General features: G+C 49.1%; 14 protein-coding genes. 8 read left to right on the top strand and 6 right to left on the bottom strand.

Annotated elements, in window-relative coordinates; translation table 11 throughout:
• Window positions 1-41 precede the first annotated feature (41 nt).
• The 7 genes from ACYVFD_RS03080 to ACYVFD_RS03050 all read left to right on the top strand — a co-directional run bounded on the left by ACYVFD_RS03080 (window position 42) and on the right by ACYVFD_RS03050 (window position 7,752).
• Window positions 42-1,436, top strand: a complete 1,395-nt coding sequence (locus ACYVFD_RS03080) for a CotH kinase family protein (RefSeq protein WP_461088286.1) — start codon at window positions 42-44, stop codon at window positions 1,434-1,436.
• Window positions 1,437-1,702: 266 nt separating this feature from the next.
• Window positions 1,703-2,242: a Rieske 2Fe-2S domain-containing protein gene (locus ACYVFD_RS03075; RefSeq protein WP_461088285.1), complete on the top strand. Its 540-nt coding sequence runs from the start codon at window positions 1,703-1,705 to the stop codon at window positions 2,240-2,242.
• 38 nt (window positions 2,243-2,280) lie between these two features.
• Window positions 2,281-2,724 (top strand): thioredoxin family protein, encoded by a 444-nt coding sequence (locus ACYVFD_RS03070; protein WP_461088284.1) that lies wholly within the window; start codon window positions 2,281-2,283, stop codon window positions 2,722-2,724.
• Complete coding sequence (locus tag ACYVFD_RS03065; RefSeq protein WP_461088283.1) at window positions 2,721-3,677, top strand: FAD:protein FMN transferase; 957 nt, start codon at window positions 2,721-2,723, stop codon at window positions 3,675-3,677. The genes ACYVFD_RS03070 and ACYVFD_RS03065 overlap by 4 nt, the downstream gene beginning before the upstream one ends.
• A gap of 18 nt (window positions 3,678-3,695) precedes the next feature.
• Complete coding sequence (locus ACYVFD_RS03060; protein ID WP_461088282.1) at window positions 3,696-3,926, top strand: DUF4266 domain-containing protein; 231 nt, start codon at window positions 3,696-3,698, stop codon at window positions 3,924-3,926.
• A gap of 12 nt (window positions 3,927-3,938) precedes the next feature.
• A complete protein-coding gene (locus tag ACYVFD_RS03055) occupies window positions 3,939-5,144 on the top strand; it encodes a DUF3570 domain-containing protein (RefSeq protein ID WP_461088281.1) in 1,206 nt (401 codons plus the stop codon).
• Between the two features lie 241 nt (window positions 5,145-5,385).
• On the top strand, window positions 5,386-7,752 hold the full coding sequence (locus tag ACYVFD_RS03050) for a T9SS type B sorting domain-containing protein (protein ID WP_461088280.1): 2,367 nt from the start codon (window positions 5,386-5,388) through the stop codon (window positions 7,750-7,752).
• 4 nt (window positions 7,753-7,756) lie between these two features.
• On the opposite strand, the gene ACYVFD_RS03045 is transcribed toward ACYVFD_RS03050, so the two are convergent.
• From ACYVFD_RS03045 to ACYVFD_RS03030, 4 genes are all read right to left on the bottom strand, one after another.
• The gene (locus tag ACYVFD_RS03045) at window positions 7,757-9,457 is read right to left on the bottom strand and encodes an N-acyl-D-amino-acid deacylase family protein (RefSeq protein ID WP_461088279.1); all 1,701 of its coding nucleotides are present in this window, start codon (window positions 9,455-9,457) and stop codon (window positions 7,757-7,759) included.
• A gap of 147 nt (window positions 9,458-9,604) precedes the next feature.
• Complete coding sequence (locus ACYVFD_RS03040) at window positions 9,605-10,411, bottom strand: carboxypeptidase-like regulatory domain-containing protein (protein WP_461088278.1); 807 nt, start codon at window positions 10,409-10,411, stop codon at window positions 9,605-9,607.
• 236 nt (window positions 10,412-10,647) lie between these two features.
• Window positions 10,648-11,196, bottom strand: a complete 549-nt coding sequence (locus ACYVFD_RS03035; RefSeq protein WP_461088277.1) for a YceI family protein — start codon at window positions 11,194-11,196, stop codon at window positions 10,648-10,650.
• 399 nt (window positions 11,197-11,595) lie between these two features.
• Complete coding sequence (locus tag ACYVFD_RS03030; protein WP_461088276.1) at window positions 11,596-13,161, bottom strand: serine hydrolase; 1,566 nt, start codon at window positions 13,159-13,161, stop codon at window positions 11,596-11,598.
• Window positions 13,162-13,272: 111 nt separating this feature from the next.
• On the opposite strand from ACYVFD_RS03030, the gene ACYVFD_RS03025 reads away from it, so the two are divergent.
• A complete protein-coding gene (locus tag ACYVFD_RS03025) occupies window positions 13,273-14,778 on the top strand; it encodes a M28 family peptidase (protein WP_461088275.1) in 1,506 nt (501 codons plus the stop codon).
• A 137-nt stretch (window positions 14,779-14,915) separates the two neighbouring features.
• On the opposite strand, the gene ACYVFD_RS03020 is transcribed toward ACYVFD_RS03025, so the two are convergent.
• Together ACYVFD_RS03020 and ACYVFD_RS03015 are read right to left on the bottom strand one after the other, a co-directional pair.
• A complete protein-coding gene (locus ACYVFD_RS03020) occupies window positions 14,916-15,593 on the bottom strand; it encodes a response regulator transcription factor (protein WP_461088274.1) in 678 nt (225 codons plus the stop codon).
• 141 nt (window positions 15,594-15,734) lie between these two features.
• Window positions 15,735-17,102 (bottom strand): hypothetical protein, encoded by a 1,368-nt coding sequence (locus ACYVFD_RS03015; protein WP_461088273.1) that lies wholly within the window; start codon window positions 17,100-17,102, stop codon window positions 15,735-15,737.
• Window positions 17,103-17,397 lie beyond the last annotated feature (295 nt).

Raw genomic sequence — 17,397 nt, 5'->3', positions numbered from 1 at the left:
ATTTGCGTACAAGCGGTAAATAGCCGAACTGCGTACGCTTCATGAAAGCTTCTATACTCTCCCTCCTTATTGGGTCTCTTCTCTGGATCGGATTTGCCTGTCAGCCTAAGTATTCAGAGCTTTCTCCCAATACAGGTACTACCACCAATCCAGACTGGACGACCGAGTCACATAGTGGGGATGCCCCTCCAAGCTATTCAGTGGCATTTTCGCAAACGGATGTGAAAACCATGGAAATAACGATGACGGCCGATCAGTGGAAATCCATCCAAACGGATATGGCTGCTAAATCGTGGGGGACATTTGGAACTGGAAACACGGGTGGAGGTATGCCCGGTGGCGGCTCATTTGGAGCAGACCCAGCCTATGTGGCTTTACCGGTCTACATCAATGGAAAGCTCTGGACCAATGTCGGCTTCCGGCTAAAAGGTAATTCCAGCCTCTCATCAGCCTGGCGAGCAGGTATCTACAAGCTGCCCTTCCGGCTTAAAATGGACGAGTTTGAAGATACATACCCCGACATTAAAGACCAGCGTTACTACGGATTTAAGGAACTGAGTATGTCGCCGGGCTTTAGCGATAATTCGTTACTCAGAGAAAAGATAGTGGCCGATATTTTCCGATCGGCTGGCATTCCAGCGGCCCAAACAGCTTTCTACCGGGTATATATCGACTTTGGCTCAGGTAAAAAATACTGCGGTGTGTATACGATGGTTGAAGTGATCGACGATACAATGGTGAAAACTCAGTATGGGGAGAAAAAAGGCAATATCTACAAGCCCGAATCTACCCTCCAGACGTTTGTACAAAGCCAGTTCGAAAAGAAAAATAACGACGATAAAGCTGACTACTCCGATGTACAGGCGTTTATCACGGCGCTTAATGCATCAACCCGCACGTCTGATCCAGCCACCTGGCGTGCTAATCTGGAAAAGACCTTCAACATGGACCATTTCCTTAAATACTTGGCCATCAACAACACTATTGTCAACTGGGATAGCTACGGGGCCATGGCCCACAACTATTACCTCTACAATTCGCCCACGAATCACCTCACCTGGATTCCGTGGGATCACAACATGGCCATGACTACAACGTCGGGCAATGGGCCCGGTGGCGGAAAAGCCGTTTCCCTCGAAATGGCCGAAGTAACCAGCAGTTGGCCACTTATTTATTATGTAGCCCATGATGCAGTTTACTACGCTAAATACAAACAGTATGTTAAAGAATTCAGGGAGAACGTGTTTACAGCAAGCAACATTAACGACATCATCGACCAGAATTTTTACCTTATCGCACCGTATGTCACTGGCATGGAGCCCGAGCAAAAACCGTATTCATACCTGACCAGCACAACCGATTTTACCATGGGGATCATAGCCTTAAAAAATCATGTTTCAAATCGCATTCAGGCTGCAACAAATTTTGTAAAATAAGTCAACTCACCTGTTCGAAAACATTTAAGCTAAACAAGCTCTCTGTATAAACCCTTAATTTCCAGGATCTTCCCAACTTTTCTAAGTAAATACAACTAATAAATAATGTATCGAACTACTGCCACGTTTTATCACTAATACACGTACTGGAATATAAACAGCCAATTGATCAGGCCCTATCCATTGTCAGGTTCGGAAAGAACTGATAGTTAATGCGATAAACCGACAATTGACAGTACTCTAGTACACAAAACCCACTCGCTTGTATGACTCGTTTAGAATTTTTGAAATCAATGGGATTTACGGGGTCAGCCTTAATGGCCTTGCTTACCTCCTGCGTACATGAGGAAGATACGGTAGTAAATGCGCTTACCCTGTCGGGCACCACAACACCTACTACCTCTACCACAACAGGAACATCCAGCGGCACTACTACTAGTGGCAGTAGCACCACAACGACTAGCGGTACTACAACCAGCGGTACTGATCTGAGTAAGATTACCAATCGACTACTTACCATCGATCTGACTTCCTCGGCGGCTTCGGCACTGAAAACAGTCGGAGGCTATATAACCCAAAGCGGTATTGTGGTCGCACAATCTACGGCAGGGGTGTATGTGGCAGCAACGCAGACCTGTAGCCATGAGCCTAAAAAGGCGATCATGTTCAACAAGACAGAATACTACTGCACCCAACACGGTGCCCGTTTCGACCTGACAGGCAAAGGAAAAAACAGCTTCGGTAGCAAAGGCTTAACCGTTTATAAAACGGCTACTGACGGTAAAACACTGGTCGTTTATAGCTGATGCATTTATCCAACTAACAAGAAATAACCAAAACCACAATGAAGACCCTTTTGACAGTCGTTCTCTTTAGTCTGTTGACCACTTCGCTCAACTGGCAACTAAATTTCGATCAGGCCAAAACTGAAGCAACGCAGGCACATAAACTCATCCTGCTCAATTTCTCGGGTTCGGACTGGTGTGGGCCGTGTATAAAACTGAAAAAGACCATTTTCGAATCGGATGAATTCAGTCAATTTGCAATGGATAATTTAATCCTCGTCCGGGCCGACTTCCCGCGCTTGTCCAAAAATCAACTCGATGCCAAACAGACCGCACATAACGAGGCCCTGGCTGAAAAATACAACCGACAAGGAAAGTTTCCGTTTACGGTACTGCTTAATTCAGACGGCAAGGTGCTGAAAGAATGGGATGGCTATCCACAATCGCTGACGGTTTCGTCCTTTATCGAATCTATCCAAGCTGTTCGCTTAGCTGCAAAATGACCCCTGCGCCTGGCATCCACAAACGCGTGCAACGGCTCATGGGCAATCGCTTTGAGCTCAGTGTTGTGAGTGCCGATGCCACCTGGGCCAACGACTGTCTGGACGCAGGCATTGCGGAGATCAGTCGCATTGAACAGCTACTGACCACGTTTAACGAAACTAGTCAGACCAACCAGATCAATGCGAATGCGGGTATACAACCTATTCGGGTCGATGCCGAAGTATTTGCGCTGATCGAACGGTCGCTGCGGCTGTCGGCGCTCACTCAGGGGGCTTTTGACATTACCTACGGTTCGCTCGACAAGCGATTCTGGAATTTCGATACGACGATGACATCGCTGCCTGACCCCAAAAGCGCCCGGCGCATGGTTCGGCTAATCAATTACCGGAATGTACTGCTCGATCCCAACCAGCAGACGGTCTTTTTGAAAGAAAAAGGCATGCGGATTGGATTCGGTGGAATTGGAAAAGGCTATGCGGCCGAACAGGCCAAACGGATTTTGCGGGAACGGGGTGTAGAAAGCGGGATTGTCAATGCAGCCGGGGACCTGACCACCTGGGGCATGCAGCCCAACGGGGACCCATGGACGATCGGCATTGCCGATCCAAACCTGTCCACTCGCGAAGCGTTTTCGTACCTGGCCATCAGCAACATGGCGGTGGCAACATCGGGTAGTTATGAAAAGTATGCCCTCATTAATGAAAAACGCTATGCTCATACCATCGACCCGAAAACGGGCTATCCGGTATCGGGTATCAAAAGCGTGACCATCATTGCGCCGAATGCCGAACTCGCCGATGCCTTGGCCACTCCGGTTATGGTGATGGGCGTTCGGGTTGGTCTGGACCTGATCAACCAGATGCGTCACATCGCCTGCATTATTATCGATGATAACGACGGTCTATACACGTCGGCCAATATTCGGCTTACGACACCAGCCCGTGCTTCTTAACTTGTATAAATCGACAAAATGAATAAGAACCAGTTTCTCAAAACAACAGGACTGATAGCCTGCTTTGGGCTTCTCAGTCTGACCGGTTGTACGACCGTCAAAGAATACCAGAAAAGCCGGATCAATGATGCTGAAATGGAATTATCAGCTCGCAAGTCGGAAAAGTTTGAACAGAATTTCTACCTCTACCGCGAAGGAGCCGCCGGAGCTAACGGTGGTAAAAGTGGCGGTGGCTGTGGCTGTAACTAACAAACGCAAACCATGAAAAAAATCTGTATTTCAGTTGGCGTTTTGCTTAGCTTATTCCGGGCGGGATACGGTCAGTCAACGACGCAGCCAGCTTATGAAAGACGTAAACTCAAAGTTGAAGAGATCAATCTGGTATCGACCTACTACCAGCAGGATGGGAATAACTCGGCCGTAACGGGGGGAATTGGTACAGAAAAACTCACCGACTACGCCCAATCGTTTGACCTTGTTCTGAAAACTACCGACAAGCGAGACCGGCAGCATACGTTCGCGTTCGATTTCAACATCGACCATTACACTTCAGCTTCGTCCGACAACATCGACCCGCTGACGATTTCATCGGCATCCCGGAGCGACACGCACATTTACCCGTCGCTATCCTGGAATGTTCATAACGACAAGAACCGAACAACCAAAGGGCTTGCCTTTTCGTACTCGACCGAGTATGATTATAAGTCGTACGGGCTTAACCTGAATTTCGCCAAGGCATCGGCTGATAATAACCGGGAGGTAAGCCTGAAAGCGGGGGCGTTCTTCGATACCTGGAAAGTCATACTGCCGCCCGAACTCCGGCCCGATGGCTATGGCTCTGGTGCTCATGGCGATAGAGACCCGATTGACTATAAACCTCGTAATTCGTACAACCTGAGTCTGTCCGTATCGCAGATAGTCAATAAGCGAATGCAGTTGCTGTTTACGGTTGAGCCATCGGTTCAACAGGGCTTGCTGAGCACCCCATTTCACCGCATCTATTTCCAGGATGGTGGCGAAACGGTAGAAAAATTGCCGGGCAATCGGCTTAAGCTTCCGGTTTCGTTCCGGCTGCACTATTTCATGGGCGATCGGGTCGTTGTTCGTACGTTCTATCGCTACTACATTGATGATTGGGGTATGCAGGCACATACCGTCAATCTGGAGGTTCCCGTTAAACTGACTTCCTTTATTTCGGTAAGTCCTTTTTACCGGTTCAGTCATCAAACAGCCGTTCGCTATTTCGCTCCCTATGGGCAACACAAACAGACGGAACAATACTATACCAGCGACTACGATATTTCGGGATTCAACAGCCAGTTTGTGGGTATAGGTTTTCGCACGGCTCCGCCCGGTGGTTTGTTCGGCATAGGGCATTGGCAAAGCATTGAGTTGCGGTATGGTCGTTATACCCGAACAACCGGTATGGTGGCTAATAGCATAACCTTATTAGCTAAGATTAAGTAAGTGTTCATTTGAACTGCACCGGGCCGTCGGTGCAGTTCAAATGATCCATAAGCTATTGCAAACGCGTAGATATACGCAAACTTTTTCTTTAAGTAAAAAATAGAAGTTTAGTAATAAAGCTCTTCATAATTAAGATGTAACTTGTTATCCCTCTATCCATTAACAAGTTAAAGCACAAGTTTAAAAAGTTTTGTTTGGGAGTGAGTTGTGTGTGCGGAATCGAAGTTTTGAATGCTTGTTTATGCGAACATCTACTTTTTGGATTTTATACTGGCTTCTCATACTGGGTCTGCCCTTATCCTCACTGGCGACTCACCAGGTAGGTGGTCAGATCGAGATGCAGGCGATCGGTGATGTGCCCGGTCACTTCAAGATCATCGTTACCAATTACCTGGAAGATGGTACACAAGGCATAGCCCGGCAGGCCTCAACGGGAACTGTCGCTATTTATCGTCTTCGCGACAATGTTCAGATGACTACCTTTACGGTTACCCAAACGGGCATTAAAGCTCCCGTTGTGTACGCCAATGCCTATTGTGCATCGCAGCGAAACCTAAACTTTGTTGTCTGGACCTACGAAGCGACTATTCAGCTCAGCCCCGGTACCTATACTGATCCGCAAGGGTATTATATGTCGTATCAAACGCGGAACCGAAATGCGGGGATCAACAACATCGTCAGTCCCGATCAAACTGGATTTACATTTTACCTGGAATTTCCTGCCCTGCTACAAAACGGCCAGTACGTTCAGAACTCATCTCCTCAATTCAATAAAATAAATGGTGAATACGTCTGTCTGGGCGATGCATTCACCTTTGCGTTTGGCGGAAATGACCCCGATGGCGATGAACTTCGCTATTCGATGATTACGCCATTGAACCAGAAAGGAACGGCTCAAAATGCGGTTTCGTCAGGTCCTTACCCCGATATTACCTGGCGTCCGGGCTTTAGCGCCGACAATGCCATGCCCGGAAGCCCAACCCTGCAGGTCAATCCACAAACGGGCCAATTATCTGTCACCGCAACTGAGTTGGGCTTATATGTCTTTGCGGTGAAAGTGGAAGAATATCGAAATGGTGTAAAGATTGGCGAGGTCCGTCGCGACTTCCAGTTTCTGGTCATCGACTGCCCTCCCCAAACGACACCCGATCCAGCCGTTCAGTTTCGCAGCTTCCCAGCTATGCGCTCACGAACCATCTGTCTGGGCGATTCGGCGGTGATTCAGGCAGCTTTCAATGCCAACTGGAACTACCAATGGCGGAAAGATGGAATCAACATTACGGGCGCTACCAGTTCGTCGCTGGCCGTTCGCGAAGCGGGTACGTATATGGTCGTCGTTTCGCAGAAAACCATCTGTAGCAAAACCGGAAATTCCGAAAACCTTTTGGTGAAGGTAGTAGGTACGCAGGCAAAGGTGTTTGAAAGCGGGCATTTATGCGCCACAACAGGTACGGTCCATTTAACGGCTGTAGGCGATAGTAACGTTACGTATCAGTGGTATCGGAATGGGCAGGCGCTGGCTGGGCAAACAGCCGACTCCATCGCGGTTGATCAGCCAGGAAATTATTGGGCGGTTACGACCGATTTGATGTATGGTTGTAAAGCCCAAAGCGATGTCGCACTCCTGCAACGGTCGGCGGCCGTACTGGCGGTCATTCAATCGGCGTCGGGTCAAAATCGAATATGCCCCCAGGACGTGCTCCAGTTGAATGGCAGTGGTGGCGTTAGTTATAGCTGGCAAAAGGATGGGGCAACTGTCGGTGGCAGTGATGCCCAATATACTACCAGCGAGCCTGGTACTTTTGTCCTGATTGCCACCGATACGTACGGATGCAAAGGCACTTCTACTCCCGTAACGATTATTCAACTTGACCCAATTGACGTCCGACTCGATACCATTCCAGAAGTGTGTGGCGACAACTCGCCTGTGTATACCCTCGTCGGGAGCCCGGCTGGCGGAGAGTTTGCAGGTACGGGTGTAACGGGGGATAAATTTGATCCTAAATCGGCTGGGATCGGTAATTTTCAGATAACCTACACGGTCAAAGCGGCTCCCGAATGTAAAGGTACGGTGGCAACTCGACTGGCCGTTGTGGCTCCCATACCGACCATTCAGCTAGCCGATTCGATGGTCACCTACAAGGGAAATACGTTCACGATGAATCCGGTTTATACCGGCAATCCAAACCAGTTCCAATGGGCATCGTCGACTTACCTTGACGATCCCAGCGCGGCTAACCCTACCGTTACGTCTATCGGAGAGGATATCACGTATATAGTCGATGTAAAAAACAAAACGGGCTGTGAAGCCAAAGATACCATCCACATAACGGTGTACACACGCGTCTGGATACCCGATGCATTCTCACCCAATGGCGACGGCATGAATGATACCTGGGAATTGTTTGGGATTGAGGCATTCCCAGATGCCATCGTGACTATTTTCAACCGCTGGGGCGAAATCATCTATTCGTCCGACAAAGGCTATACAAACCCCTTCGACGGTACGTTAAACGGCTACTCACTCCCCGCCGGTCTATACGCCTATACAGTTCGAACGGTCCCCGAAAAACCCATCATTCGGGGCAGTTTAATGCTGGTTCGGTAGGTTTTTATACGTCTTTCTTACTTTTTCGGCCGGGTCCCCAGATGGGGCGACCAGGCAAAGCGCCCGTATGTTCGCCATTTTTCAGCACGATTTTGCCATTCACCAGCACATGCTGCACACCGACGGCATAATGAAACGGTTCGGCAAAGGTGGCTTTGTCGGCAATGGTAGCTGGATCGAAAATGACAACGTCGGCGTAATAACCCGGACGAAGCAGCCCCCTGTTTGGTAGTCTATGGTTGGTTGCGGGCAGACTCGTTAGACGTCGGATAGCTTCTTCCAGCGAGATCACGTGTTCGTCACGGACGTATTTACCCAATAGGCGGGCAAAATTGCCAAACGTTCGCGGATGCACCACGCCAACTTCGTTACGATCTTCGGCCAATGACCCGGCATCCGAGCCGAACGACACCCACGGCTGGCTGATGCCTTTTTTCACGTTCTCTTCCGACATCAGAAAGTAAGTGGTTTCGACCCGTGTTTTGTCGGCCACAATCAGATCCATTACCGTTGCAATCGGGTCTTTGTGCCAGATTTTGGCGATTTGCCCCAAGGTCATCCCGTTGTATTTTTTCAGCGAGTCGACTTCGAACGCTGTCAGCAGAATATTCTCTGGTGAGCCGGCCAGATCGTACATATTTTCCCAATCCTTACCCTTTTGTTGCATCTCAGCCTTTAACTTCTGGCGGGTAGCCGGGTCTTGTAATCGCTTCCAGCCTGCCATGAATCCACCATTGAACAGATAAGGTGGCAGGCATGAGGTCAGTCCCGTAGCCCCGGCCGTATAGGTATACATGTTGGCCGTCACATTCTGTCCCTGCTGACGAACCCGATTAATCAGGTCGATAGTCGATTGCATCTTGGGCCAGTTACGCTGTCCCGACGCTTTAAAGTGGTATAGCTCGACCGGTACATTGGCTTCCCGGCCAATTTTAATCAACTCACCAACTGCTTCTTCCAGCCGATCACCTTCACTACGAATGTGGGCAATATAGCGGCCACCGTAGCGGCTTGATTCTTTACAAAGCGCAATTAACTCATCGGTATTGGCAAAGGAATTAGGAGGATAGATCAATGCCGTAGTAATGCCCAAGGCTCCTTCTTCCATACCTTTCCGAACAATAGCCCGCATCTGGTTCAACTGCTCTGGAGTTGGTTTCACATCAGCTTCAGCCAGAATCGCCTGACGAACCTGACCCGCTCCCAGATACGTAGCAATATTGGGTGTGATCCCTTTTTTCTGAAGCTTCATCAGAAACTCGGCCAGGGTTGTCCAATCACAGGTTTGGTTGTAGGGTTTCAGGAACAGATTGACCTGGTCGCGCATGTCCTGAGTGGCAATCGGTCCCCAGGTGTCCTCACCAAATATTTCGGTTGTCACGCCCTGTTTGGTATCGCTCATCGACCGTCCATCGCGCAACAATTCTATACCCGTATGCGACAAAACATTAACGAAACCCGGCGAAACGGCTTTCCCTTTTGCATCAATAACGGTAGAGGCTTTTGCACCTGCCAGTTTCCCCACTGCCACCACCCGGTCGCCCTGGATACCTACATCACCCAATTTTGGCAGCTGCCCCGAACCGTCATAGAGCAGCCCATTGCGAATGAGAATATCGAAATGTAGACCCGTTGTTTTTGTTGTTTGAGCCACCAGTTTACCGAAACTGGCGATGACGATCAGCAGGACAAGTGTAAGACGCATAGCAGGTTGTTTGATCGCCCAAAATACGAATTACTCTGCATAACAACCCCACGAAGACCTCCGATAAGCAATCAGCTAGTGCTTATCGGAGGTCTTCGTGGGGCTGCTGGTATATAGAGAACCAGATGCTTTAGTTATTTCCGTTCGTTAATGACGGTTCGTATAGCCAACACTCATGCTGTTGTAGCGCACAGCCGATTCGGTTCCCAGGAAATCCATGACCACCGACGAGTCGTACCTGATATCATCACTGAAGTCCCAGGCATTTCGAACCCATAACTGCTCACCCGTTGGCTTGTAGATTGCCGTAACTTTGTAACGTCCCATCGGAATATCTTTGATCTCGGTTTGGTAGCGCTTTTTAGCCTGTAGTTTCAGGACTTTACCCGTTGACCCGTCAATTAACGAACCGACAGGGGTTAACGTGAACTCGATATTTTCATTATCATAGAGGTCATCAGCGTTCAGATCACGCGACATTTCCATAGTTCCACCATAATACAGATCCAGACTTAAATCGGGGATATGGCCGGTTAGTTTCCACTGGAAGTTACGAACGGGCTTTTCGTCGCTCGTAAACGGATCGTCGTTCTCAGGATGAAGCTGGATTTTGTAAACCCGATCATTATACTGTTTCAGTATGTAGCCTTTGGCAATCCACTCGCCCGCCAGATTGATCATCTGAATTTTGTAGCTACCATCCGAAGCAGACTTCACTTCAGGACCATCTCCCGAAAAAACAGTGTGATCAATAAAGACAGTGGCTTTGGATAACGGTTTACCTTGCGGATCGGTGACTTTACCGGTCAGGTATCCGTCCTGTCCAGTTGTTCCAGTGCCTGGATTGGGGGTTGTAGTTGGGTCAACCGGATTTTTCTGGCAGCCTGTCATTGTGAGTAAGCTACCCATGAGTAAAATGCCTGTGATGGCGCGAAAGGAATGGATCATGTTCATACGATACCTGTTGTTTGACGAATCAAAGTTGAGTCATCTATACCCCTGACTTCAATCAGGAAGCGTTTGGGTTGCAACAAGTACCGTATGAGTTGCGGAAATCAGTGGCTAAAATGCGGAGGAATTCATTTGCAAAGCTGCTCCGTCTCTTCAAAACTAAAAATACCGGTAAAGACAATTGGTTGCCTTTACCGGTATTCACGTTCAATCAGGTTATATGCTTGTGAGTAAGCTAATTAAGCTTGCTTCGTCAACTGAATGTTCAGTACCAGTTTCACATCGTCGCTTACGACAACGCCACCGGCTTCCGTAACGGCATCCCACGACAGACCAAATTCTTTCCGTTTGATGGTGCCGCTAAGTTCAAAACCAGCTTTGGTTTGACCATAGAAATCGCCCATCTGACCACCGTATTCAGCTTTCAAAGTTACTTGTTTCGTAGTCCCTCGGATAGTCAGATCGCCCACTACTTTATACGTATCGTCGTCAACTTTGGTCATGCTGGTCGATACGAAGGTCAGTTTTGGATGGTTTTCAGCGTCGAAGAAATCGGCTGATTTCAGGTGTCCATCCCGTTGTTCCTGTCCGGTGCTGATACTGTCGATATCGGCCGAGAATGAAACTTTTGCATTATTAAAATCATCACCTTCCGTTTCTACCGTTCCTTCGAAGGTTCCGAATGAACCCGTTACGGTTGAAATAACGAGGTGTTTTACTTTAAACTGTACTTCAGAGTGGGAAGGATCGATAGCCCAGGTTGTCAGAGTGGCTGTTTCAGTTGCCATAATTGTAAGTAGTTTGAAAAATTATGTGTTAAGGTATTTGATGTATATACATTTAATTTTTCGAAAATGTTCACGGCTTTTAAAAATTCTTTTCAGGCGGGTTAACTATCGAACCTATTTAAACTTTTTCTTTTGTGGAAAATGTAAGACTCTTTTTCTTGTCATTCCGACCGGAGGGAGGAATCTCAAGCTTGACTAATAAGCAACTTTGAGATTCCTCCCTCCGGTCGGAATGACAAAAAATCGATCCAGTTATACCGAAACTTAAAAGTTTAAACAGGTTTATCGTCAGGTATGGTCAAGAGTAGTCAAGTCTGGTTAAATTTTCTTTCAATACTTAATACTACTTAACCATACTTGACTACTCTTGACCATACCTGACGACTACTGACAAGTCATTCATCTGGCCGATACTGGTTTCTCAGTAGGGTCAAGTACTTTGGTCAGTTCCATGCCTCCCCCCGTCAGTTTAGCCACTTTCCCCTGCTGATCGAGTAGGAAGCTGATGGTATCTTTCCCATTCCAGAATTGATCATAGGTGAGTCGGAACGTGTCGAAATGCCAATGATTGAGGTAGCCCGTCAGTACACTGTTGATCGACGCATATAATCGGCCATCTTTCAGTCTTATATCGACAGTGCCATACAGTGGATCGGTATAAGCGCCAGTGTAAGCCGTTAGAGGCAGAGAAGGCTTCGTATTCGCTACACGAGTACTATCAGCTTTACGATTTGCCTGTTTGGCCTGCTGCCTGAAACCGCCGTACAAGTGCAGAAATTCCTTACTCCAATCATGTTCAACACCCAGCGCAAATTCATCGAATGCCCGGTACATGAGCGCATGACGGAGTTCGGCATGATCGAGATTCCCCTGAATATAGACCGCCAGTTTCTGATCGGGCAACTGCCCGTGAATAGCCACCATACCGGTCAGGCTCCCCGTATGAAAGTTAACCCGATGCCCCCGATAATCATGCTGAAACCAGCCTAAGCCGTAGGTTTTCCAGACGGGTTTGGTCAATACTTGGGTCGGATAAAACTGGCTGTCGGTGACTAGTGTCTGTGGTTTGAAGAGTTCTGCCCAGGTTGCTGGTTTGAGCAGGGTTTTACCGGCGTAGCGACCACTATCGAGCATACACTGCATCCAGGCGCTAATATCATCAGGGCAGGTCCAGACAGAACCCGCTGGGCCAACAGCATCCACCAGCCCTTCCTCTTTCAGACTATTGACCACCCGTATTGTATCGTTGACCTCGAAATGTGGTTTGGCCCGGTTGGCATCCGTAACCTCTTTGAAAAGAGCTTTTGTCCGGCTCATGCCTAGTGGTTCGAAAATTCGGGTGCGAATAAAGGTCTCCCAGGGTACTCCACTTACTTTCTCGATTACCTTTCCGGCTGCCAGATACATGATGTTCTGATAAATAAAGCTTGATCGTAACGAATACGATGGCTTTATCAGGCGCACCCTCCGCAGAATCTCATCCGACGGAATTTCCATAGCGGCCCACAGCACATCGGCATTGCCCACCCCCGTATTATGAATCAACAGGTCACGGACACGCACTTCGTGGGTTACTGCCGGATCGTAAAACTGCAAATCGGGTAGATAATTCATGACGGGGTCATCCCAGTGCAACTTGCCTTCATCGACGAGCATACCCAGGCAGGCGGCTGTCATCGCTTTCGTCGTTGAGGCCATCGCAAAGAGCGTCTGAGAATCCACTGCACCAGGTTTTGCCAGCTCACGAACGCCGTACCCTTTTTTCAGCAACACGCTTCCATTTTTTACGACCGTAACGGTCAAGCCTGGCACTTTCCAATCGTTGACAGCCTGTTGAATGTAGGCATCGTAGCGGCTGACCGGATCAGCCATCGGCTTTTTCGATTGGGCCAGCGTTGTTTGCCAACCGATGGTAAGTAACCCCAAAAAGGCGAGTGGTTTTACAAAGCGGAGAGTTTGTTGCATAGCCGAATGTTTGTTGCCCTAAGATAAGCTTTTATCGCCTTTGGCCGACCCACGGTATCGGTACGCTGTGTAGATTTGTTCTCTTCAAAAATTTAGTCAGGCAATACAACCATGATTCTTCTCAACAAACGAACGGTATGCCAATGGCTCCCGATACTGGCACTACTACTGTCGGCAGGTAACTCAGTGACGAGTCAGGCACAGTCAAAAACTACCCAAACAGCTAATGCCGCATCGGCGATCAAAGAAAGCGACATCAAACGGGATCTGTTTGCGCTGGCGGGCGACCACTTTCGAGGTCGGGAAGGGGGCTCGCTCGATGAATTAAAAGCATCGGCCTGGATTGCCGATCAGCTACGGGCTATGGGCCTCCAACCGGCCGGAGACGATGGCACGTTCTTTCAGTTCTTTCATATTCAACGCACCCGCATCACCGAAACCAGTCGGCTCACTATTGGCACTCACGCGCTTACACATGGGCAGGATGCGTTTATTCTGGCCCCCGCCATTGCCTCGGTCGATGCACCGCTGGTTTTTATAGGCAAAGGAACGCCCGAAGAACTGGCCAGGGTAGACATTAAAGGAAAGGCTGTAGCGCTGGAATTTTCGGGAACGCCCCCCGCCGAATTGAGCTACCGCCGATTTCTGACGGGCACGATGAACCGACGGGCTGCCGAATTGGTCAAAGCGGGAGCGCTTGCCGTTATCTGGATTTCAAACGCCGACGCCCAATTCTATTTCGACCGCTGGACAACGGGCCTGGAACGGGGTCGGTACGATCTGCCTGGTGGGCCAAATACGCGTGTATTTTCGCAGGCCCCAACCGTCTGGCTACCTACCAGTGCGCTCTCGTGGATCAAACAGCCGGGGCAGCAATTTACAAATGTGGTCAACGTAGAAAGCTTTAGCTATCCGTCCGTGAACATCGTCGCGAAAGTGCCGGGTACTGATCCAACGCTGAAGAATGAGTATGTTTTGTTTAGTACGCACCAGGATCATGACGGTGTTCGGCGGGCTGTCGCTGGCGATTCGATCTGGAATGGGGCCGATGATAATGCCAGTGGCTGCGTGGCAACGATGGCCATTGGGCGTGCATTCGTGCAGAAACCTGGTAAGCGTTCGGCGCTGTTTGTTTTTCACGGTGCCGAAGAGCGGGGTTTGTTAGGTTCCCGCTACTATGTCGACAAACCGACCGTTCCGAGAGAATCCATTGTAGCCGTTTTAAACGCAGAAATGATTGGCCGAAACGCCCCCGACAGTGCCTGTATTCTGGGACAGCAGCCTCCGCACCGCAATTCGACTGATCTGGTCAATGCAGCTTTGGCCGTCAATCAGTCGGAAGCCCATTTCAAACTCGACACACTTTGGGATAAACCCGATCACCCGGAAGGTTGGTATTTCCGGTCGGATCACCTCCCCTACGCCCGTGCTAATGTGCCCGCTATTGCTTTCACGACGCTGCTTCATGCCGATTACCATACACCCAAAGACGAGCCCGACCGCATCAATACCGCGAAAGTGACACGTATTGCCCGGTGGATCTACCTAACCGGCTGGGATGTAGCCAACCGACCGCAGCGTGTACGGATGGATAAAGGCTTTAAACTGGAACGGTAAGATATAGTCATTTGATGGTCATTAATTGTTATTAGGTAGTCATTAATTGTCGTCTGTCATAAATGTAGAATTCGAAGTGAGACGAACAACGATCAATGACTAGCTAATGACTACTTAATGACCATCAATGACCACTTTTAGGGCGTCCGCAGTACATAACCTTCACCGATGACGGTATGAATTAGTTGAGGAGAGCCGGGCTGGTCGATCTTTTTTCGCAGAATGCCGACGTACACCTCAATCGAGTTGCTGCTCATGGTGTACTGCATATCCCAGACCTGTTCGGCAATAGATGCTCTTGACACCACCCGCCCCTGATTTTGCATCAGGTATTCGAGCAATTGAAACTCTTTGGCTGTCAGATTAATCGGTCGATCCCCGCGTTTTGCCGTACGTTCATCCTGATTGAGAACCAGATCACCGACGACCAGCGTTGGTTCAGAATTTAAGCGGCCGGTATGACGACGGGTTAAGGCCCGAACTCTGGCCATCAATATATCGAACTGAACTGGTTTGACGAGGTAATCATCGGCCCCTACATCCAGACCCGTAATGATATCGTTGGACGTACCCAGTGCACTGAGCATTAGAATCGGGACATCGACCTGTTGTTTACGAAGGGCTTCTACCATATCCCGCCCATTTTGCCGGGGAAGATTGACATCAGCAATAACCAGATCATACGGATAATCGAGGGCCATTTTTTGCCCCATCAGTCCGTCGGAGGCAATCTGAACATGAAAACCGTTCGCTTCCAGTCCCTTTCGAAGAAAACCGGCTATCGACGCTTCATCCTCAACGATGAGTATATGCATAATGATATTTGTTGGGACGAAATTAAAAAAACTTCCGTACCAACTTATCAGCAGGAGTCGTAAACAGCTATAGAAAAGGGAGGGGCTGGTACATAAAAATCGTTTGTACCAGCCCCTCCCTATATGGTTAGTTCAATTCCTTTATCGACGGCCACCATGAAAACCACCGCCAAAGCCGCCGTGGAAGCCCCCACCACTAAACCCTCCACCGCCGAACGAACGGGAACCCCCGCCCCACGACTGCGAGTGGTACGTATTCGCATTGGCTCCCTGATACCGACCGGGTGATGCTACACGTGCTGAGCCCGAATTGAAGGAACCCGACCGACTGTACTGACCAGGATTGGTTAACCAATTAGCGCGGGAATTTGGTATGCCCGCCCCGAATGCGCGATGAGCAGCCGACATGAAACCTGCATTGACCGGCGCCCAGACATGACGTTCGCCAACAGTCCGGACGTAGTAATTATTAAAGCGGTTATACAAATGGGGATACGCATAATGGCCTGTATTAAAGAACCAGTTCGAGAAGCCCATTGAGGGTAGACCAAACATGACCATGCTACCCCCCAGTCCATAATAAAAGCCCGTACCATACCACCAAGCCGACGGGTACCACAGTGGTGATGCATACCAGTATGGGTAGCCAAACCAGAAGGGATACGGATTCTGATAATAATACGAGCTATTGACCCAGGCGGGGTTCGGATTAATGCCTGTATTATATCCATTTGCCTGTGCATACGCCTGTCCAGCCTGTTGAAGCTCCTGTTTGGCCTGTGGATCGTTGTTCAGCTCATTCTGATAAGCCGCCAGTTCCTGTTGGTTCTGTACCGTCAGGCTATCGTGTAAAGCCGTTAAATCGTTGGTAACCTGATCTGGATTAGCGCGGTAGGCTTCACCCAGACGAGTCGTTTTGTCGATCTGATCGGTCAGTTGGGTCAGAACGTCGGGCATATTAATAAGCTGCCGAAAAGCGGTCTGCGTCGGAATGTCCAGCTGATTGATCAGGTTATCGAACGCCAGATCGGCCTGCTGGTTCAGATTATCGACCTGTACCAGATCGTCGTGATGATGGCGGTACAGTTTCCAGGCGGTTTCCTGCAAATCGGCAGGCAGGTTTTTCGTCAGGTCTTTTACCGATGATTCACTGGTGCCTGTAGGCAACGTTGCCAGCGCGTGCATCACATCGGGGAACCGGGCGATGTCGTAAAACCAGGCTTGTTTCTTCTGTCCATACATCTGGATCTGGTTCACAAAGGCCTGCTCACTATTGGCGCGTTGCTGGGCCAATGCCGTCAGTACCTGAGGTTGCTGGCTAGCCAGTAAAATAGACCGACGAACATCGTCGCGGTAGGGTGCAATGGCCGAGATAATCGTTTGATCGGTTATGGGTGCCGATTGCTGTTCGGGTTCGGCCACTTGCGCGAACGAGGGCTGTAAACCAGCCCCGGCTAGTCCAAACGCAAGCAACAGAGCTTTAGCGGGGAGTTGAATGAACGATTTCATGACTGCTAATGAAGGCATTAACTGTCTTCTGTTTCAAATACGAGTTGTTGTATTCACGGTCAACAATCCGGTCCGATTCTGGCACAAATCCAGTCTAAATTGAATCACCAGCGGGACCTCTTGCTGACCATACAAAAAACGTCAGGCAGCCTGAAGGGGAGCTAAAGGAGGGGTTAAGGTTTGGTTAAAAATGAAGTATATAGGTTCACTGTTAGCTACTTCAGAAGTTGAAACAGTACTTTGGCAAGACTATTTTTTGATTGACAAAGTCATATTCCGCACATATAAGCAACTC

The organism is Spirosoma gilvum, from assembly GCF_054776815.1.
Note: the sequence above shows the minus strand (reverse complement) of the source record. Positions and strands in the feature narration are given on the sequence as shown.